15 protein-coding genes and 1 pseudogene are annotated in these 17,963 nt (G+C 59.6%); 7 read left to right on the top strand and 9 right to left on the bottom strand.

All coding sequences use genetic code 11. The features are described 5' to 3' along the window. The first annotated feature begins 133 nt into the window (after window positions 1-133). The 3 genes and pseudogenes from QY76_RS09700 to QY76_RS19700 form a co-directional block, all read left to right on the top strand. Window positions 134-724, top strand: coding sequence for a nucleoside triphosphate pyrophosphatase (locus QY76_RS09700; RefSeq protein ID WP_034165761.1), 591 nt, complete (start codon window positions 134-136; stop codon window positions 722-724). Window positions 725-1,246: 522 nt separating this feature from the next. Further along, window positions 1,247-1,459: a hypothetical protein gene (locus QY76_RS19705; RefSeq protein WP_238552369.1), complete on the top strand. Its 213-nt coding sequence runs from the start codon at window positions 1,247-1,249 to the stop codon at window positions 1,457-1,459. A 962-nt stretch (window positions 1,460-2,421) separates the two neighbouring features. Beyond that, window positions 2,422-2,502 (top strand): annotated as a pseudogene (locus QY76_RS19700) (hypothetical protein); the annotation flags it as partial. A gap of 67 nt (window positions 2,503-2,569) precedes the next feature. On the opposite strand, the gene rluC reads toward QY76_RS19700, so the two are convergent. Next, a complete protein-coding gene (rluC, locus tag QY76_RS09690; RefSeq protein ID WP_034165760.1) occupies window positions 2,570-3,532 on the bottom strand; it encodes a 23S rRNA pseudouridine(955/2504/2580) synthase RluC in 963 nt (320 codons plus the stop codon). A 577-nt stretch (window positions 3,533-4,109) separates the two neighbouring features. Here rluC and rne point away from each other — a divergent pair. Beyond that, window positions 4,110-7,289 (top strand): ribonuclease E, encoded by a 3,180-nt coding sequence (gene rne / locus QY76_RS09680; RefSeq protein ID WP_049648792.1) that lies wholly within the window; start codon window positions 4,110-4,112, stop codon window positions 7,287-7,289. Between the two features lie 52 nt (window positions 7,290-7,341). On the opposite strand, the gene QY76_RS09675 is transcribed toward rne, so the two are convergent. After that, a complete protein-coding gene (locus QY76_RS09675) occupies window positions 7,342-7,632 on the bottom strand; it encodes a putative quinol monooxygenase (protein WP_034172578.1) in 291 nt (96 codons plus the stop codon). A gap of 351 nt (window positions 7,633-7,983) precedes the next feature. Here QY76_RS09675 and pyrC point away from each other — a divergent pair, with 351 nt between their 5' ends. The 3 genes from pyrC (at window position 7,984) to fetB (ending at window position 10,550) form a co-directional block, all read left to right on the top strand. Further along, complete coding sequence (gene pyrC / locus QY76_RS09670) at window positions 7,984-9,030, top strand: dihydroorotase (protein WP_034165983.1); 1,047 nt, start codon at window positions 7,984-7,986, stop codon at window positions 9,028-9,030. A gap of 70 nt (window positions 9,031-9,100) precedes the next feature. Further along, on the top strand, window positions 9,101-9,799 hold the full coding sequence (fetA, locus tag QY76_RS09665) for an iron ABC transporter ATP-binding protein FetA (protein ID WP_045424561.1): 699 nt from the start codon (window positions 9,101-9,103) through the stop codon (window positions 9,797-9,799). After that, window positions 9,792-10,550: an iron export ABC transporter permease subunit FetB gene (fetB, locus tag QY76_RS09660; protein ID WP_034165979.1), complete on the top strand. Its 759-nt coding sequence runs from the start codon at window positions 9,792-9,794 to the stop codon at window positions 10,548-10,550. The genes fetA and fetB overlap by 8 nt, the downstream gene beginning before the upstream one ends. Window positions 10,551-10,628: 78 nt before the next feature. On the opposite strand, the gene fumA is transcribed toward fetB, so the two are convergent. The 7 genes from fumA to QY76_RS09630 all read right to left on the bottom strand — a co-directional run bounded on the left by fumA (window position 10,629) and on the right by QY76_RS09630 (window position 17,734). Beyond that, complete coding sequence (gene fumA / locus QY76_RS09655; protein ID WP_034165978.1) at window positions 10,629-12,275, bottom strand: class I fumarate hydratase FumA; 1,647 nt, start codon at window positions 12,273-12,275, stop codon at window positions 10,629-10,631. A gap of 697 nt (window positions 12,276-12,972) precedes the next feature. Beyond that, window positions 12,973-13,302, bottom strand: coding sequence for a hypothetical protein (locus QY76_RS19270; RefSeq protein ID WP_034172579.1), 330 nt, complete (start codon window positions 13,300-13,302; stop codon window positions 12,973-12,975). 176 nt (window positions 13,303-13,478) lie between these two features. Continuing rightward, entirely contained in the window at window positions 13,479-13,655 is a 177-nt protein-coding gene (locus tag QY76_RS19060; protein WP_181937493.1) for a hypothetical protein, read from the bottom strand. A 465-nt stretch (window positions 13,656-14,120) separates the two neighbouring features. Continuing rightward, window positions 14,121-14,897 (bottom strand): L-cystine ABC transporter ATP-binding protein TcyN, encoded by a 777-nt coding sequence (tcyN, locus tag QY76_RS09645; RefSeq protein ID WP_045424556.1) that lies wholly within the window; start codon window positions 14,895-14,897, stop codon window positions 14,121-14,123. A gap of 123 nt (window positions 14,898-15,020) precedes the next feature. After that, window positions 15,021-15,539 (bottom strand): flagella biosynthesis regulatory protein FliZ, encoded by a 519-nt coding sequence (gene fliZ / locus QY76_RS09640; RefSeq protein WP_034166006.1) that lies wholly within the window; start codon window positions 15,537-15,539, stop codon window positions 15,021-15,023. A 33-nt stretch (window positions 15,540-15,572) separates the two neighbouring features. Next, on the bottom strand, window positions 15,573-16,295 hold the full coding sequence (locus tag QY76_RS09635; RefSeq protein ID WP_034166005.1) for an RNA polymerase sigma factor FliA: 723 nt from the start codon (window positions 16,293-16,295) through the stop codon (window positions 15,573-15,575). 185 nt (window positions 16,296-16,480) lie between these two features. After that, a complete protein-coding gene (locus QY76_RS09630; RefSeq protein ID WP_034166004.1) occupies window positions 16,481-17,734 on the bottom strand; it encodes a flagellin FliC in 1,254 nt (417 codons plus the stop codon). Window positions 17,735-17,963 lie beyond the last annotated feature (229 nt).

Genomic DNA, 17,963 nt, shown 5'->3' with positions numbered 1-17,963 from the left:
CATATTAACTTTGTAAAGCCATAGAGTCAAAGGAAAAGGCCACTCTCGCACCCCTTTCCCCCAATATTCGCTTCCTGAGCGGCGGACAGTTTAGAATGATGCCATCATTAACGCCATGCTTTCGGGAAAAAATATGTTACCCCTGCTGCTCGCCTCGACCTCGCCCTACCGCCGCGCACTGCTGGAGAAGCTGGCGCTGCCTTTTATCTGCGCAGCGCCACACACGGACGAAACGCCGCTGCCCAATGAAAGCGCCCAGGCGCTGGTCTGTCGCCTGGCAGAGGCCAAGGCGCGCGCGCTGGTCGCCGACTATCCGGCGCACCTGATCATCGGCAGCGATCAGGTCTGCGTACTCAACGGACAGATCACCGGGAAACCCCTGAGCCATGAGCGCGCCTGCGCCCAGTTGCGCGCCGCCAGCGGACAACGCATCACGTTTTATAGCGGCCTGAGCGTGCTCAACAGCGCCAGCGGCGCCTGCCATACTCTGTGTGAACCGTTTCATGTTCACTTTCGGCAACTGAGCGATGCCGAGATCGACGCCTATGTGACGCTGGAGCAGCCACTCCACTGCGCCGGCAGCTTTATGTGCGAAGGCGCCGGCATTCTGCTGTTCGAGCGTTTGGAGGGGCGGGACCCCAATGCCCTGATCGGACTGCCGCTGATCGCGCTGAATACGTTGCTGCTGCGCCACGGCGTGAATCCGCTGCTGGTCGCCAGATAGTCGAGCCACGACGGGAGAGCGCCTGCTGCGAATCCGCTAAGGCGCCCTTGCCCTCATACATCCATCAGCCGTGACCGCCTCGCCCCCTTGATTACCGCCTTTATTCTCTCCCTCCCGGATGCGTGGAATAATACCTACGTGCCATATTCACCCATGCTAATACATTCTTAATAAATATATTTCCCAATATTTCATTCGCGCGAAAGACAATAAAAGACACATATTAAAATCGGTATGTTTTTCGGAGTAACGTTTACAGCGCAGAATAAATAGTCCTTGTCCAAATGCGCGGAAAACGCAGAGATCCAGCCTAACGCCAGCGGCATAGCATGACAAGCTAGGCCGATGGAAAACAACGAGATACATCACAGTCCAGCACAGATTAAAACACGCGGAGATAAATATACAACAAATTGATTTTAAACCATTTAAATCAATAAACACCGAAGGGAAAACGCGGCGCACCATAACGCCAATTATTTATTAATTCAGCAATAGGATACATAAGCAAGGATTGATAATATGAAGAGAAATATTATTACCTCTGCTATTAGCGCCAGCCTATTTATCATGATAAGCCCGGCTTTTGCGGCAGCGCCGGAGACTGGCCCCATCGTCATTGAGGGCGTTGAGGGTATAGATGGTAAAGACTGGAGTGATCCCATCACTATTTCAGAGTCGCTGAATACGCACGCTGGAGCAGCACGTTATCCCGAAAATAACGGATGCATATAATAAGGCCAGCGAAGCGGATACTAAAGCCACGGCGAATGCGGACACGATCCTCGCGATGCGGACCACGGTGGGCAGGATCTTTATCAACCTCTACGATGCCTTCCACCTCCACACCTTCAACGATGACGGTACTATCTCCCCAACCGAGATGGAGAGCTATGTTATGCGGGTTATGCGGGCGCCGGAATTAAACGCGCAGATCGCCAGCGCAGATACCGCAGCGACATTGAGACCAAGGCTGAGATCGGCGCGCTAAAAACGGCGCTGCAGGCCGCATTTATCGATAGCGCAGCGGATGACAGCGCGGTAACCCCCTCGTCATTCACCACCTATATCGCCGATCTGAGGCAGGCCATCGATGAGGGGAATGCCGCCAATCTGCAGCGGCTGATCACCCAGCTGCAGCGCGACTTCACCCTGGCGTCGTCCGAAGAGGGCGCGCCGACAGACTCTGGCCTATCCCGCGTCCTACAGGGTGTACACGACGCCGGGCAGGAGGCAACCGATGCCAAGCTACAGGTAACGCAGGCGATGAACGATAGGAAGCTACAGACGCTGGCCGACGCGATAAATGCGCGGCTTGATACGATTGCCCCCACGGAGGCGGCCCCGCTAGATCAGCGCATTACGGCACTGGAGAGCGGGCTGAGCGAGGGGCTAAAAAGCTATACCGGTGCAATCGCCAACGCGCAGGCCGAGCGGGCGCTCAATGCGGCGGTTGGCTATACCGACTTCCGCCAGGGGCTGACCCAGGCCTGGCAGGACGCCGCCCAGCGACAGATCAACGATCTCTACCGCGAGGTAGACAATAACCGTAAAGAGCTACGCCAGACCGCCGCGAAAACTGCGGCGCTCTCCGGCCTGATCCAACCCTATGGGGTCGGGAACGTCAACGTGACGGCGGCCATGGGGGATATAAGGATGAGCAGGCCGCCGCCGTCGGCGTCGGCTACCGAGTCAACGAAACCTTCGCCGCCAAGGCGGGTATCGCCTTTGGCAGCGGCTCTGCCGCTTACAACGCCGGGGTCAATCTGGAGTTTTAAGCCATAGCGCCCAACGTAGTAGGCCCCGCTAACGCGGGGCCTACTTTTTTGTCGCGCCCGCGCCGCCTCAGCTCAGCGCGCTGCGCGCACGCAGCACGCTCAGGCAGTGGCGCAGCGCGGCGTCCAACGGCGCCTCGACGCGCAGGGTCTCGCCGCTGTGCGGATGCACAAAGCGCAGCGCCGCCGCGTGCAGGAACAGGCGGTTTAAGCCAGTATCCGCCAGCTCGCGATCGAAGTCGCGATCGCCGTAGCGATCGTCAAAGGCGATCGGGTGGCCGGCGTGCAGGGTATGGACGCGGATCTGATGGGTTCGCCCGGTCACCGGACTGGCCTTAACCAGCGTGGCGTTGGCAAAGCGCTCCTCCACCTTAAAGCGGGTTTCCGACGGCTTGCCCTCGGCGCTCACCCGTACGACGCGTTCACCGCTTTGCAGGGTATTTTTCAGCAGCGGCGCCTGCACCACTTTACAGTGCGACTGCCAGTGACCGCGCACCAGCGCCAGATAATCCTTCTGCATTCCCTTCTCGCGCAGCTGCTCATGCAGCGAGCGCAGCGCCGAGCGCTTCTTCGCCACCAGGAGCACCCCGGAGGTCTCGCGATCCAACCGGTGCACCAGCTCCAGGAAACGGGCCTCCGGACGCAGAGCGCGCAGCCCTTCAATCACGCCAAAGCTGAGACCGCTGCCGCCGTGTACCGCGGTGCCAGAGGGCTTGTTCAGCACCAGCAGGTAGTCATCCTCATACAGGATACAGTCATTGAGCGCGGCGACCTTATCCAGACGGGCTGACACCGGCGCCTCATCGCGCTCGGCCACCCGCACCGGCGGGATGCGGACCTGATCCCCGGCCTCCAGCTTATATTCCGGCTTGATACGTTTCTTATTGACCCGCACCTCACCCTTACGCACGATGCGATAAATCATACTCTTCGGCACACCCTTTAGCTGGTTGCGCAAAAAATTATCGATTCGCTGCCCCGCCTCATCGGCGGCGATCGTGACTAACTTGACGGAGATGTTTTGTGTATTCATGGGCGCGATTTTAAAGAGCGCCGCGGCGCCGCGCTACTGCTATTTTCAGCCGCTGTGCAATAATTCAGCGATGGCGTGCACCACGACGGCGCACGGACATACCTATCAGCAGAGTTTATGGTGTGACATGTCGTCATAGGGCAATTTTCTGCGAACAACCCGCAATGGCGTCTTGCTATATTTGTCATTGCAGTGAAATAATGGAGTAGTTTTCCGCGCTTTTTTCCATCAAAGTGAAAAAAGAGGCGGGATTCAACGTTTACCTGATAGCGCAGAAATGCAGCAATGGCGTAAGACGTAGTGCGAAATCAAGTAATTAGCGGGCTGCGGGTCGCAGTCTGACCAACAACATGGAGTCAGTTGGCCGCATCCTTTTTCTGCGGCGTCATCCTGATAAACAGCGCTGCCTTTCACAAAGAAATGCAGGCTTACCGAATATTGCGCCCCTATGCAGGCGACAACCGTGAGGTTGACGACTTTGCGATAAGACTCGGGGTCATCGGTCTTCCTCCCGGTCAGAAAGGTCTTTTCGCCCGCAGCTTAAGTTGCCAATGCAAAAAAAACGAGTACGTTAACGATGAAAAGAATGTTAATCAACGCAACTCAGCAGGAGGAGTTGCGTGTCGCCCTTGTGGATGGCCAGCGACTGTACGATCTGGATATTGAAAGCCCGGGTCACGAACAGAAGAAAGCAAACATTTACAAGGGTAAAATCACCCGAATTGAACCCAGTCTGGAAGCCGCCTTTGTTGACTACGGCGCCGAACGACACGGTTTCCTGCCCCTTAAAGAGATCGCCCGCGAATATTTTCCCAGCAACTACTCCGCCCACGGTCGTCCCAACATTAAGGACGTGCTGCGTGAAGGGCAGGAGGTCATTGTTCAGGTCGATAAGGAAGAGCGCGGCAACAAAGGGGCTGCGCTGACCACCTTTATCAGCCTGGCGGGCAGCTATCTGGTGCTGATGCCCAACAACCCGCGCGCCGGCGGTATCTCCCGCCGTATCGAGGGTGATGACCGCACCGAGCTGAAGGAAGCGCTCTCCTCTCTGCAGATCCCCGACGGCATGGGGCTGATCGTCCGCACCGCCGGCGTCGGCAAATCCGCCGAAGCCCTGCAGTGGGATCTCTCCTTCCGCCTGAAGCACTGGGATGCCATCAAGAAAGCCGCCGAAGGCCGCCCTGCCCCGTTCCTGATCCATCAGGAAAGCAACGTCATCGTCCGCGCCTTCCGTGACTATCTGCGCCCGGACATCGGCGAAATCCTGATCGACAATCCGAAGATCCTCGACCTGGCCAAGCAGCATATCGCCGCCCTGGGTCGTCCGGACTTCAGCAGCAAAATCAAGCTGTACACCGGGGAGATCCCGCTGTTCAGCCACTATCAGATCGAGTCACAGATCGAGTCTGCCTTCCAGCGTGAAGTCCGCCTGCCCTCCGGCGGCTCTATCGTTATCGACAGCACCGAGGCGCTGACCGCCATCGATATCAACTCCGCCCGCGCTACCCGCGGCGGCGATATCGAAGAGACCGCGTTCAACACCAACCTGGAAGCCGCCGATGAAATCGCCCGCCAGCTGCGTCTGCGCGACCTGGGCGGTCTGATCGTGATCGACTTTATCGATATGACCCCGGTGCGCCACCAGCGCGAGGTCGAAAACCGCCTGCGCGACGCCGTGCGTCAGGATCGCGCCCGTATTCAGATCGGTCGAATCTCCCGCTTTGGCCTGCTGGAGATGTCCCGCCAGCGTCTCAGCCCCTCTCTGGGCGAATCCAGCCACCATGTCTGCCCGCGCTGTAATGGCACCGGTACCGTGCGTGACAACGAATCGCTGGCGCTGTCCATCCTGCGCCTGATCGAAGAGGAGGCGCTGAAAGAGAACACCCGTGAAGTGCACGCCATCGTGCCGGTACCGGTCGCCTCCTATCTGCTGAACGAGAAGCGTGACGCCGTAAGCGCCATTGAGAAACGCCAGCCGGACGTGCGCGTCATCGTGGTGCCTAACGAGCAAATGCAGACCCCGCACTACGCCGTTATGCGGGTGCGTAAAGGCGAAGAGACCCATACCCTGAGCTACAAGCTGCCGCAGTTGCACGAAGCGGAAGCCTGCGGTGAGGAAGAAGTACCGGCAGAGCGCAAGCGTCCGGAGCAGCCGGCGCTGGCCGCCTTTAGCCTGGATGTCGCCGCACCGCCGATCGACGCCGCACAGGATAAGCCTGTCGCTGCCGACGTCGCGCCGACCGAGCGCCCGCAGCCGGTAGCCGACGCCCGTCCGGGACTGTTTGGTCGCCTGGTCGCCTCCCTGAAAGGGATCTTCGCCGACGACGCCGCACCGGCGCCGGTGCAGGAAGAGACGCCTGCCGTCAGCGCTGAGCGCCCGCGTGAAGAGAGCCGTTCCTCGCAGGAGCGCCGCGGTCGTCGCCAGAACCCGCGCCGTGAACGCGGTGAGCGCGGCGATCGTCCGGAGCGCAGTGAGCGTCCGGAGCGCGGCGAGCGCCCAGAGCGTGCGAACCGCGACGGCCGTGAAAACCGCGACGAACAGCGCCGTGGCCGCCGTCAGGCTCAGCCGACGCCGGCGACAGAGGGCGGCGCAGATGAGAATGCCCAGCAGCGCGAAGAGCAGCAGCAGCGCCGCGAACAGCGCAACGAGCGTCAGCGTCGTCGTCAGGAAGATAAGCGCCAGGCCCAGCAAGAGGTCAAGGCGCTGGACGCCGCCGCACAGCCTGATGAGGAGATCGCAGAGGAGAGCGTACCGGCCCAGCGCCGTCAACGCCGTCAGCTGAGCCAGAAGATCCGCATCGGCGATAGCACGCCGGCGGTCGTCAGCGCCGACCCAGAAGCCGCCGTGGCGCCGATTGCCGACGCGAGCGTTCCGGCTCTGCCTGCGGTCAACGCACAGCCTCAGGAGAGCGCCGCAGCGGAAGAGGATAACGCGCCGCGCCATGAGAATGGCATGCCGCGCCGCTCCCGTCGGTCACCGCGTCACCTGCGCGTCAGCGGGCAGCGCCGTCGCCGCTATCGCGACGAGCGTTATCCGCAGCAGTCACCGATGCCGCTGACGCTGGCGGTATACTCTCCGGAGATGGCCTCTGGCAAGGTATGGATCAGCTATCCTGTCGCCGCCCCGGCGGCCGCCGAGACCAGCGCGCTCGAAACGCCGCACGTCATGGAGGAGAGCACCGCCGCGCTAGCGATAGAGATGCCCGCCGCCGTACCGGCTGAAACCGCGCGTCCGGAGGTCATCGCCGAGGCCGTCGTCAACGACGCCGCGGCCGACGAACCGGTGGTGCAGGCGCCGGCGATCCTCGCCCCGGCCGCTGCCGTTGAGACGCAGGCCTGCGACGCGATCGCGCAGCAGCCGTCGCCGGTAGTCACTGACGAGAGCGCCACTCACGCCGTCTGTGCCGCCGCCGCACCGACGCAGGAAGAGGCACTGCCTGCATTGGCCCAGGCCGAAGCGCAGGCTGCTGAAGCGGAACTCAAAGCCGAAGCCGAAGCCGAAGCCGAAGCCGAAGCCAGCGTAGCCGCCCCCCTGGTACCGCCGTCGGCAATGGCCCCGAGCGATACGCACGAACACGGTCGCGCCAGCGCGCCGATGACCACGGCACCGGCGCCGGCCTATGTCGCACCGGCAGCGGTAGTCAGCACCTGGGTTCGCCCGGAGTATGACTTCCACGGCCGCGGTGCCGCCGGTGCAGACGCTGCGTCCAATCAGGCCGCAGCGCCAGCCACGAAACCGGTTATGCCGCAGGAGTAAGAGGCGATCAGCCCAAAAAACCCGCCGAAAGGCGGGTTTTTTTATATCGACGCTAGGCTATCTGCCGCAGCCGTTTGATCTCAACGCTGGCGCACCGCCCTTCTATCGCCTGCAGAAAGGCGGCGAAGTGGGCGCTTTTTTCATGCTGCGCCAGCGCCTGCGGCGATTGCCAGATCTCAAAGAACACCAGCGTTGCAGCCTGACCCTCTTCCTGATGGAGGTCATAACGCACGTTCCCCGCCTCGGCGCGACTGGGCTCAACCAGCTGCAGCGCGGCATGGCGTACCGCCTCTTGCTGCCCCGCGGATGCGACCAGCGTCGCGACAATGCGAACTTCACTCATAGTACACTCCTCTTTAGGCCGGGGCGTCTCGCCCTGCGGTACGGCGCTAACGTATCGAACCGCGACGGACACCGCCTGGAATACATCCGTCGTGATACGCGACGGATGCCTACGCGATCACCTTACCCGTTTTTGCCGCCCGCGGCATGAGTCATTAGCCCCCTGTCCTCCCATCCTCTTGCTCAAGCGCACAAATTGATGACGCCATACAACAATCGGATGCATCCAGGCCCATTTCCCGTTATCCTTATCGCCCGGCACAGAAATGTTCACTGCGTTCTGGCGTCCTGCTCTTGCAGCGGCCAGAAACCTGCGCAGTCCATCAGACATATCCACCAGCCGGAGCCCGTAATGACCGTAATGCAGCACACCCTGAAGATCCGCCGCCCTGACGATTGGCACCTCCATCTGCGCGATGATGAGATGCTGCACAGCGTGTTACCCTACACCAGCCGCCACTTTTCCCGGGCCGTGGTGATGCCCAATCTGGCTCCGCCGATCACCTCCGTAGAGCAGTGCATCGCCTATCGCCAGCGCATTATCGACGCCGTGCCGCAGGGACATGCGTTCACCCCGCTGATGACCTGCTATCTGACCGACGCCCTCTCGGTCGATACGCTGATGCACGGCCAGCGGGAAGGCGTGTTCACCGCCGCCAAACTGTATCCTGCCAACGCCACCACCAACTCTGCCTGCGGCGTCACCTCCATTCCCGGACTATACCCGCTGTTTGAGGCGATGCAGCAGAGCGGGATGCCGCTGTTGATCCACGGTGAGGTCACCCAGGCGGATATCGACATCTTCGATCGCGAAGCGCGCTTTATCGAGCAGGTGATGCTGCCGCTGCGCCGCGACTTCCCCGAGCTGCGCATCGTCTTTGAACACATCACCACCCGCGAGGCGGCCCAGTTTGTCGCCGAAGGCGATCGCTATCTGGCGGCGACCATTACCCCGCAGCACCTGATGTTCAACCGCAACCACATGCTGGTCGGCGGGATTCGCCCGCACCTGTACTGCCTGCCGATCCTCAAGCGCAGCGTGCACCAGCAGGCGCTACGCAAGGCGGCCACCAGCGGGAAAGCCTGCTTCTTCCTCGGCACCGACTCTGCGCCGCACCTGCGCGGGCGCAAAGAGTCGGCCTGCGGCTGCGCCGGGGTATTCAACGCGCCGACGGCGCTACAGGCCTACGCAACGGTCTTTGAAGAGGAGCAGGCGCTGCAGCATCTGGAGGCCTTCTGTTCGCTGAACGGACCGGCTTTTTATGGACTCCCGGCCAATGAGGCGTATATTGAGCTGGTACAGGAGCCTACGTCTGTCGTCGACAGCATCGCCAGCGGCGATGAAACCCTGATCCCCTTCCTGGCAGGGGAAACGCTGCGATGGTCGGTACGCGCGTAGGCTCAGGACGTTATTTACTCCGGCCTGTCCCTTAGGACAGGCCTTTTTGTTGGCACCCGTGAGGGAGAATATGACCGCAACACCGCTACTGGCGCTCAATCACATCGACTTCAGCGCTAATGGACGCCCCATTCTGCACGACGTCTCGCTGACGCTACAGCCCGGCGAATTCAAAGTAATCACGGGCCCTTCGGGCTGCGGCAAGAGCACCCTGCTCAAAATTGCGGCCTCGCTGCTGGATCCCCAGCGCGGCGAGATCCTGCTGCAGGGGAAACCCCTGAGCGCCTATCCTCCGGAGGCGTATCGCAAACAGGTCTCCTACAGCTTCCAAACGCCGGTGCTGTTCAGCGATACGGTGCGCGACAACCTACTGTTTCCCTATCAGATCCGCAGTGACGCGCCGGATATGGATCGCATCCGCCGCGGTCTGATGCAGTTTGGCCTGCCGCTGCACACGCTAGATCAGCGCATCGAAGATCTCTCCGGCGGCGAGCGTCAGCGCGTGGCGCTGCTGCGTAACATTCAATATATGCCGCAGGTGTTGCTGCTGGACGAAATCACCAGCGCGCTGGATGAGCACAATCGAACCATCGTGCATGAGGTCATCACGCACCTCAATCAGCAGCAGGGGATCGCCATTATCTGGGTCACTCACAGCAGCGATGAGATTACCCAATGCGACAATGTGATAACCCTGCCGCGCCTGGCCGACAGCGACGACGCAGAGGAAGACGAGACCCAGCCAAACGGAGAGCCGCGCCATGAATAGCCACAACATTACCGATCAGTCTCTGGTCATGGCCCTGGCGCTGGTCGCCATTGCGCTGGTCATCAGCGGGCGGGAAAAGCTGGGACTCGGCAAGGACATTCTGTGGAGCGTCAGCCGCGCCATCGTCCAGCTGATCCTGGTGGGCTACGTCTTAAAGTATATCTTTCATCTGGACAGCGCCCTGCTGACCCTATTGATGGTGCTGTTTATCTGCGTCAACGCGGCCTGGAACGCGAAGAAGCGCAGTAAGAACCTCAGCAATGCCTTCGCCATGTCGCTGATCGCCATCGTCACCGGCACCGCGCTGACCCTGGCGATCCTGATCGTCAGCGGCTCCATCGAATTCACCCCGATGCAGGTGATCCCCATCGCCGGGATGATCGCCGGTAACGCCATGGTGGCCGTCGGCCTGTGCTATAACAACCTGCGTCAGCGCTTCCACGACGAACGCCAGCGGGTGCAGGAGATGCTCAGCCTGGGCGCGACTCCGAAGCAGGCATCGGCAAGGATCATCCGCGCCAGCATCAAGGCGGCGATGATCCCCACCGTCGACTCCGCCAAAACCGTCGGACTGGTCAGCCTGCCGGGCATGATGTCGGGCCTGATCTTCGCCGGTATCGATCCGGTCAAGGCCATCCGCTATCAGATTATGGTGACCTTTATGCTGATCTCCACCGCCAGCCTCTCCACCATCATCGCGGGCTACCTCGCCTATGTCAGGTTCTACACGGCCCGCGATCAGCTGCGCTAAGCCCATACAAAAATCCCCACGCCATGGCGTGGGGATCAACGGGATAACCCGGCCGCTATCGCTGCCGGGATTAGCCGCTTACTTCATGCAGCCACTACAGCGGCTGCTCAAAATCTGCTGGAAGAAGTCATTCCCCTTGTCATCCACCAGGATGAAGGCCGGGAAGTCCTCTACCTCAATCTTCCAGATAGCCTCCATTCCCAGCTCAGGATAGGCCACGCAGGTCAGGCTCTTAATGCTCTGCTGCGCCAGTACCGCCGCCGGGCCGCCGATGCTGCCCAGATAGAAGCCACCGTGTTTATGGCAGGCGTCGGTGACCTGCTGGCTGCGGTTCCCTTTGGCCAGCATGATCATGCTGCCGCCGTTGGCCTGCAGTAGGTCAACATAGGAGTCCATACGGCCTGCCGTGGTTGGCCCCAGTGAGCCAGAGGCATGGCCCGCCGGTGTCTTGGCCGGGCCGGCGTAGTAGATCGGGTGATCCTTCACATACTGCGGCAGCGGCTTGCCTTCATCCAGCAGCGCCTTCAGCTTGGCGTGGGCGATATCGCGCCCGACGATAATGGTGCCGGAGAGCGACAGGCGGGTGGAGACCGGATACTGGGAGAGCTGTGCCAGAATCTCCTTCATCGGGCGGTTGAGATCCACTTTGATGGCCTCTCCCTCGCCGGCCTGGCGCAGATGCTCAGGAATATATTTGCCTGGGTTATGCTCCAGCTTCTCGATCCAGATCCCCTCGCGGTTAATCTTGGCCTTGATATTACGATCCGCCGAGCAGGAAACCCCCATGCCGACCGGACAGGAGGCGCCGTGACGCGGCAGGCGAATCACCCGCACATCGTGGGCAAAGTATTTGCCGCCGAACTGCGCGCCTAGCCCCAGCTCCTGGGCTGCCAGCAGCAGCTCCTGCTCCAGCGCCACGTCACGGAACGCCTGACCGTGCTCGTTGCCCTCGGTCGGCAGCGCATCATAGTACTTGGTCGATGCCAGCTTCACCGTCTTCAGGGTAGACTCCGCCGACGTGCCGCCGATAACGAAGGCCACGTGGTACGGCGGGCAAGCCGCGGTGCCCAGGGTACGCATCTTCTCGATCAGGAAAGCCTTCAGCTTCTCCGGCGTCAGCAGCGCCTTGGTCTCCTGATACAGGTAGGTTTTATTGGCTGAACCGCCGCCTTTGGCGACGCACAGGAATTTGTACTCCTCGCCCTCGGTAGCGTACAGATCGATCTGCGCCGGCAGGTTGGTTCCGGTATTGACCTCATTGTACATATCCAGCGCGGCGTTCTGGGAGTAGCGCAGGTTATCTTCAATATAGGTGTTATAAACCCCGCGCGACAGCGCCTCGGCATCGCCGCCGCCGGTCCACACGCGCTGGCCTTTTTTACCCACGATAATCGCCGTCCCGGTGTCTTGACAGGTCGGCAGTACCCCCTTGGCGGCGATCTCGGAGTTGCGCAGGAACTGCAGCGCGACGTATTTATCGTTTTCGCTAGCCTGCGGGTCGTCAAGGATCGCGGCGACCTGACGCTGGTGAGCCGGACGCAGCATAAACGAAGCATCGTGGAACGCCTGCTGGGCCAACAGCGTCAGCGCCTGCGGCTCGACCTTCAGCATGTCCTGGCCTTCAAAGCTGACTACGGAGACATGCTCCTTACTCAGCAGATAATAGTCGGTATCATCGCCTTGCAGCGGAAACGGATCTTGATAATGGAAGGGTTTATTTGACATTTTTCTCTCGCTTACAACGTCAGCTTGTATAAATTTACCGAGCCGCGCAGCGCCATCGGCGTGATGCCCGATAAGAAAAACCGCGCGGCCTGTTAACTTTACCGCCCGATGTTAACATGTTATTTACAATAAGCGTTGTGCGACCGCGCTCAGTATCGGCATGTAACGGGACTTCGCCTAGGGCGTGTCCCGTAACTGGCCATGAGCATCGCTGGCGCGCACAGTTACGGGACACGTCCTAATCATCAGGTGAATCCATCCTGCCAAATAACCCAAGCGAGGTAACAGGATCAAAATCAAACTATCGGGGATTAATTGTCGTATGTTTGGGGAAAGGAGAGGTTAATCACCTTGATTTAAAAAGAAAATGAACAAAATGGCTAAAATCGGTGTACCCAAACCGGATCATATTGCCCACCCCTCATTACCTCAGGTCTCCCTCCCCCGCCTGAGCATACTCACAAAGCGTATCCGCCATGGCCTGCTGACGGGCGCGGCGGCAGCCAGGGGATGGCCATGATTGTCGAGCGACTTAACTGAGCCTCAGGGGGACGCCCCACGCGGCGGGGCCAGAATCGGCCCCGTAACGGACGATACGTGCCCCTGCGCGGGCCGCTACGGGACTCATCAAGACGGTTACTCGCCGCCAGCAGCTAGGGGTATATCAGGCCGCCCAGCGCGCCGCCGACCAGAGGCATCACCCAGAAAGTCGATGCTCAGCTGGGGAAATGCCGCCGCCGAAGACCAGCCAGAAGGAACCCCAAAACTCCGCCGCCAATTTATTAAACATCAACCACCGCAGCAGAAATAATGAATGATCCGCGCCAGCGGTATGCCCGACGCCCCGCGCGATGCGCTGAAAACCAGGTGGGTTACCGAAAAAAGAATAAGACGCCTTGCCCGAAGCAATGCAGGCAAAAACAGGTAAATAGGCTATCTGCCGCAGCCGTTTGATCTCAACGCTGGCGCACCGCCCTTCTATCGCCTGCAGAAAGGCGGCGAAGTGGGCGCTTTTTTCATGCATCATTTAAAACAGACGCACTATCTTATGCGACATATGTAACACAAAATATCAATACTTCGTTAAACTACGGGGTAATATTCTACATAAACCGAAAGCGGCACAAGAAAAAATAGATGGGATTTTTCTAGCAAAACGAAAGGACTGCCTTAATAAAAATAGAATCAAGACATGTCCGATTACTAATTAGAAATAAAATGCTTATTTAGGTATGTAGGGGGGGAAATATCAACCCGACGGCAAAAGTCAGAAAACAGCGCCTGATGCTCACATACTTTATCTGCGCTGTACAGCACCGCATAGGCAAACAGCGCCCCGCCTAACAGGCTAGCCAGTAACATCCATCGTTTGATTTTCATTCGGTCCATTCCGTGTCACCTATCTCTGATGGCACCAGTGTATACCCACCAGGCTAAACTACGGCTCTACAGCTACCGATTACCACCCGCCGCGCGCGGGAAAAGAGACCAAATGCCAACAGATGAAACGCCCCCGACACAGAAAAGACACGCGCTACATGGAGGTGCCGAACGCGTTTCTCTGTTAACACTCACACCTCAAGCCTAGCCAGCCTTAGGTAAAGATGCAAGCCACCGACCCGGACAACCCGCTGTTAATTAAGAGGGATCATCAATACGCTGCCGATACGCGGACGGTACTTTCTGTGCGGGAAAGGTAGGGAGTCGCCCTTGGGAAGCAGGCTGATGGGGGACGGGATGGCGCCTCACGCGACTCTGAGACGCGCGCAATGCCGACCGCGGCGCGGAAAGGAAACCACCCCTTGTGCTGAGCAGGCAGAGTGCAGCCCCGCAGCGGCGTACGCTCTAGATTTCAAACTCGGGCGCCATTATCTCCTCCAGATACTGGGCGAGAAACTGGCGAGTGCGCGGGTGACGGGGACGGCTGAACAGGGTCTCGGCCGGCCCCTGCTCGACGATACGACCGCCGTCCATAAAGATCACCCGCTGCGCCACGTCGCGGGCAAAGCGCATCTCATGGGTGACGATCACCATGGTGCGCTGCTCCTGCGCCAGGCCGCGCAGGGTAGCGAGCACCTCGCCCACCAGTTCCGGATCCAGCGCCGAGGTGGGCTCATCGAACAGCAAAACCTGCGGCTGCATGGCCAGCGCCCGGGCGATAGCCACCCGCTGCTGCTGACCGCCGGAGAGCCGTTTGGGATAGGCATCGGCCTTATCGGCCAGTCCGACCCGCGCCAGCAGCACCCGCCCCTGACGCTCGGCCTCTGCGGGCGCAACCCCGTTAACCACCCGCGGCCCTTCGGTCACGTTCTCCAGCGCCGTAAGGTGCGGAAATAGGTTGAAATTCTGAAACACAAAGCCGACCTGGCGGCGTAGACGACGGATCTGTGCCTTCTGACGCGCCAGCGAGCGGTTGGCGTCCACGCGGATATCGCCGACCCGCAGGGTCCCCGCGTCCGGTGTCTCCAGCAGGTTAATACAGCGCAGCAGGGTGCTCTTACCCGAGCCGCTCGGCCCAATGATCGCGACCACCTCGCCCGGCTGAACGCACAGATCGACGCCGTGCAGGACCTGCTGATGGTGAAAGGATTTCACCAGCTGTGTCAGTTCGATGGCGCTCACGCTCTTCTCCCCCTACGCGCCGCACGCCGACGCTCCATGCCGTCACTGTAGCAAGGCGTGACGGCATGGAAAGGAATAAAAAGTAATATGCTAATAATTGTGGGAAATAACCGCCAACGGGCGTCAGGCCGCCTGCGCGAACTGAAGATACTGCTGATACTTGCGCAGCGCGATACGATAGTTGTTCTGGCTGCACTGAGGCAGCGCCGCCAGCCAGCGATCGGACAGATCGCCATACGCCGCCGACGGCGGCGTATGGCGCGCCAGCAGCTCGTCCAAACGCCGCAAACGCACCACATATTCACGGATGCTGCTGTGGCGCATGTCGGTCTGTTCGCACAGGTACTGTTTAAACCCCATGATGTCAAAACGGCTGCTCTGCGCATGGCAATAGACATCGCTACAGAAACGGCACAGCGCCAGCAGCCCCTGCTGCAGAGCCGCCCAGCCGGCGGCGTCGATCAGCCGCTCCATCTGCGCCTGGCGCGCACGGTTCAGCAGCGTGCCGTCCAGCACTAGCGAAATGCGATCCAGCGGGCGGCCGCAGTGTGAGCAGCAGCACTGCGCATGTTTAAAGTCTTTTAGATAGCGGCTCAGCGGCCTACGCCCGGCGGGGGATGAGGGGAAAGGGGTCAATGGCATCTCTGCACTCCATAGCTATGGCAGAAAGGCGACTTACCGCTGGCTGAGCAGACGAGTACGCAGGCGTTTTATCGCCTGGCTATGCAGCTGACTGACGCGTGATTCGCCGACCTCAAGCACCGCGCCGATCTCCTTGAGGTTGAGCTCCTCCTGGTAGTACAGCGTCAGCACCAGCTTTTCACGCTCTGGCAATGCCTCGATGGCGGCGATCACCCGGCCGCGCAGATCGCTTTCCAGCAGCTGACGCAGCGGGTTGGCCTCTTCGCTCTGCTCCAGGAGCGGCTCAGCGCTATCGCCGTGCTCCTCACGCCACTCGTCGTAGGAAAACAGCTGGCTGGTGTTGGTGTCCAGCAGGATTTGCTGGTACTCCTCCAGCGGAATCCCCATCTCCTGGGCTATCTCGCTGTCGCCCGGCGTTCGGCCCAGACGCTGCTCGGCGCGCTGCATGGCGGCAGATACCCCGCGAGCATTCCGCCGTACGCTGCGCGGCACCCAGTCTCGGCTGCGCAGTTCGTCCAGCATCGCGCCGCGGATACGCTGAATGGCATAGGTGGTAAACGCGGTCCCCTGCATGGCGTCATAGCGCTCGACCGCATGCAGTAGCCCGATACCGCCCGCCTGCAGCAAATCATCCAGCTCTACGCTGGCCGGAAGGCGAACCTGCAGGCGCAGCGCCTCATGACGAACCAGTGGCGCATAGCGCTGCCATAACGTATTTTTGTCAATCACGCCTTCGGCGGTATACAAATCAGTCACGTCGACAGAACTCGGGTTGATGAATGCCCGCTTATTATCCCGTGTCTATGCCAATCCAATGCCGCGATAAGTCGGTAAAAAAGTGGCCTTTTAGCCGCTTTGTTCTGCGTAACGCGCTGACATAGCGCGCAGTAAAGGTAAAAAAAACCCCGCCGCAGCGGGGTTTGGCCTGGCTCTGGATGCGATTAACGCAGCAGGGACAGGACGTTCTGGGTAGACTGGTTAGCCTGAGCCAGTACGGAGGTACCGGCCTGCTGCAGGATCTGCGCACGGCTCATGTTGGACACTTCGGTCGCGTAGTCAGCGTCCTGAATACGTGAACGGGAAGCGGACAGGTTGTTCACGGTGCTGTTCAGGTTGTTGATTACGGAATCGAAACGGTTCTGTACCGCACCCAGGCCGCTGCGCAGGTCATCAACCTGAGACAGGGCTTTATCCAGGGTTGCCAGCGGATCGGCAGTCTTGGCAGTGGTAGACAGGGCAGAGCCTTTGGTCACGGTGCCGTCTTCGGCAACGCTAGCCTTAAAGTATTTAGCGTCAGCGCCAGTGCCTTCTTTGATGACATAGGCAGAAGCCCCTTTCTCGGTACCGGTGTAAGCATAGACGTTAGCCGCGTCAGCCCCTTTCGGTGCAACTTTAGACTGAACCTGAGTTACAGCTGCGGAAGTACCTGACGGCGTAGATGATGCTGTATCGAATGCAGTAACCTTACCATCATCGCCAATGGTGGCTTTAGCATACTTAGTTGTACCAGCATCATCATAAGCGCCGTATACGTCGCCCTTATCATCCTTGACATAACCAGTAATTGCCTTACCACCGGCATCTTTACCGTTCGTGTCAATATTCACCATCGGGCCATTGACTTTAGTCGCAGCGGCAGCGGCAACCTTAGTCGTGTCAATGCTGTCAGCCACGTTAAACTTATCCAGGCCCAGGCTCTGTGCGTTGATGTTTTTCAGATCGATATCGATGGTTTCGCCGTCGTTGGCACCGACCTGAATGGTCAGCTTCTGATCCTTGCTCAGTACCTTCACGCCGTTGAAGTCGGTCTGCTGAGAGATACGGTCGATCTCAGACAGACGCTGGGTGATTTCGTCCTGGATGGACTGCAGGTCGCTGGAGGAGTTAGAGCCGTTCTGTGCCTGTACGGTCAGACGACGGATGTTCTGCAGGTTGTCGTTGACTTCGTTCAGCGCGCCTTCGGTGGTCTGCGCCAGGGAGATACCGTCGTTGGCGTTGCGGGATGCCTGGGTCAGGCCGTTGATGTTGGCGGTGAAGCGGTTGGAGATCGCCTGGCCGGCGGCGTCATCCTTGGCGCTGTTGATGCGCAGACCGGAAGACAGACGCTCGATGGCGGTGCCCAGGGCTGACTGGGATTTGTTCAGGTTGTTCTGAGCCATCAGCGACAGGCTGTTGGTGTTGATTACTTGTGCCATGATAAATTTCCTTACTACATGATTGGTTATACAAATCTATTTATCGACCCCCTGCGGCAAAGCTTTAGCGGAGTTTTTGTTTTTTTGTATAATTTACCGGCAGTTAATTCCGATAGGCGACGATATGACCACCGCGCTAAATCGCGTCCCTGCCCGCCCCCCACCTGGCGAGTGATGCGCCAGTCCGCGAGAAAAGAGACAAAAAAACCCGCCGATGGGCGGGTTTTGG

The sequence above is a fragment of the Edwardsiella sp. EA181011 genome, assembly GCF_000800725.1.
Lineage (GTDB): Bacteria > Pseudomonadota > Gammaproteobacteria > Enterobacterales > Enterobacteriaceae > Edwardsiella > Edwardsiella anguillarum.
Note: the sequence above shows the minus strand (reverse complement) of the source record. Positions and strands in the feature narration are given on the sequence as shown.

Coding starts and splice junctions, on each gene's coding strand:
- QY76_RS09700 (WP_034165761.1), top strand. CDS start 134: ATGTTACCCCTGCTGCTCGCCTCGACCTCGCCCTACCGCCGCGCACTG.
- QY76_RS19705 (WP_238552369.1), top strand. CDS start 1,247: ATGAAGAGAAATATTATTACCTCTGCTATTAGCGCCAGCCTATTTATC.
- rluC (WP_034165760.1), bottom strand. CDS start 3,532: ATGAATACACAAAACATCTCCGTCAAGTTAGTCACGATCGCCGCCGAT.
- rne (WP_049648792.1), top strand. CDS start 4,110: ATGAAAAGAATGTTAATCAACGCAACTCAGCAGGAGGAGTTGCGTGTC.
- QY76_RS09675 (WP_034172578.1), bottom strand. CDS start 7,632: ATGAGTGAAGTTCGCATTGTCGCGACGCTGGTCGCATCCGCGGGGCAG.
- pyrC (WP_034165983.1), top strand. CDS start 7,984: ATGACCGTAATGCAGCACACCCTGAAGATCCGCCGCCCTGACGATTGG.
- fetA (WP_045424561.1), top strand. CDS start 9,101: ATGACCGCAACACCGCTACTGGCGCTCAATCACATCGACTTCAGCGCT.
- fetB (WP_034165979.1), top strand. CDS start 9,792: ATGAATAGCCACAACATTACCGATCAGTCTCTGGTCATGGCCCTGGCG.
- fumA (WP_034165978.1), bottom strand. CDS start 12,275: ATGTCAAATAAACCCTTCCATTATCAAGATCCGTTTCCGCTGCAAGGC.
- QY76_RS19270 (WP_034172579.1), bottom strand. CDS start 13,302: ATGATGCATGAAAAAAGCGCCCACTTCGCCGCCTTTCTGCAGGCGATA.
- QY76_RS19060 (WP_181937493.1), bottom strand. CDS start 13,655: ATGAAAATCAAACGATGGATGTTACTGGCTAGCCTGTTAGGCGGGGCG.
- fliZ (WP_034166006.1), bottom strand. CDS start 15,539: ATGCCATTGACCCCTTTCCCCTCATCCCCCGCCGGGCGTAGGCCGCTG.
- QY76_RS09630 (WP_034166004.1), bottom strand. CDS start 17,734: ATGGCACAAGTAATCAACACCAACAGCCTGTCGCTGATGGCTCAGAAC.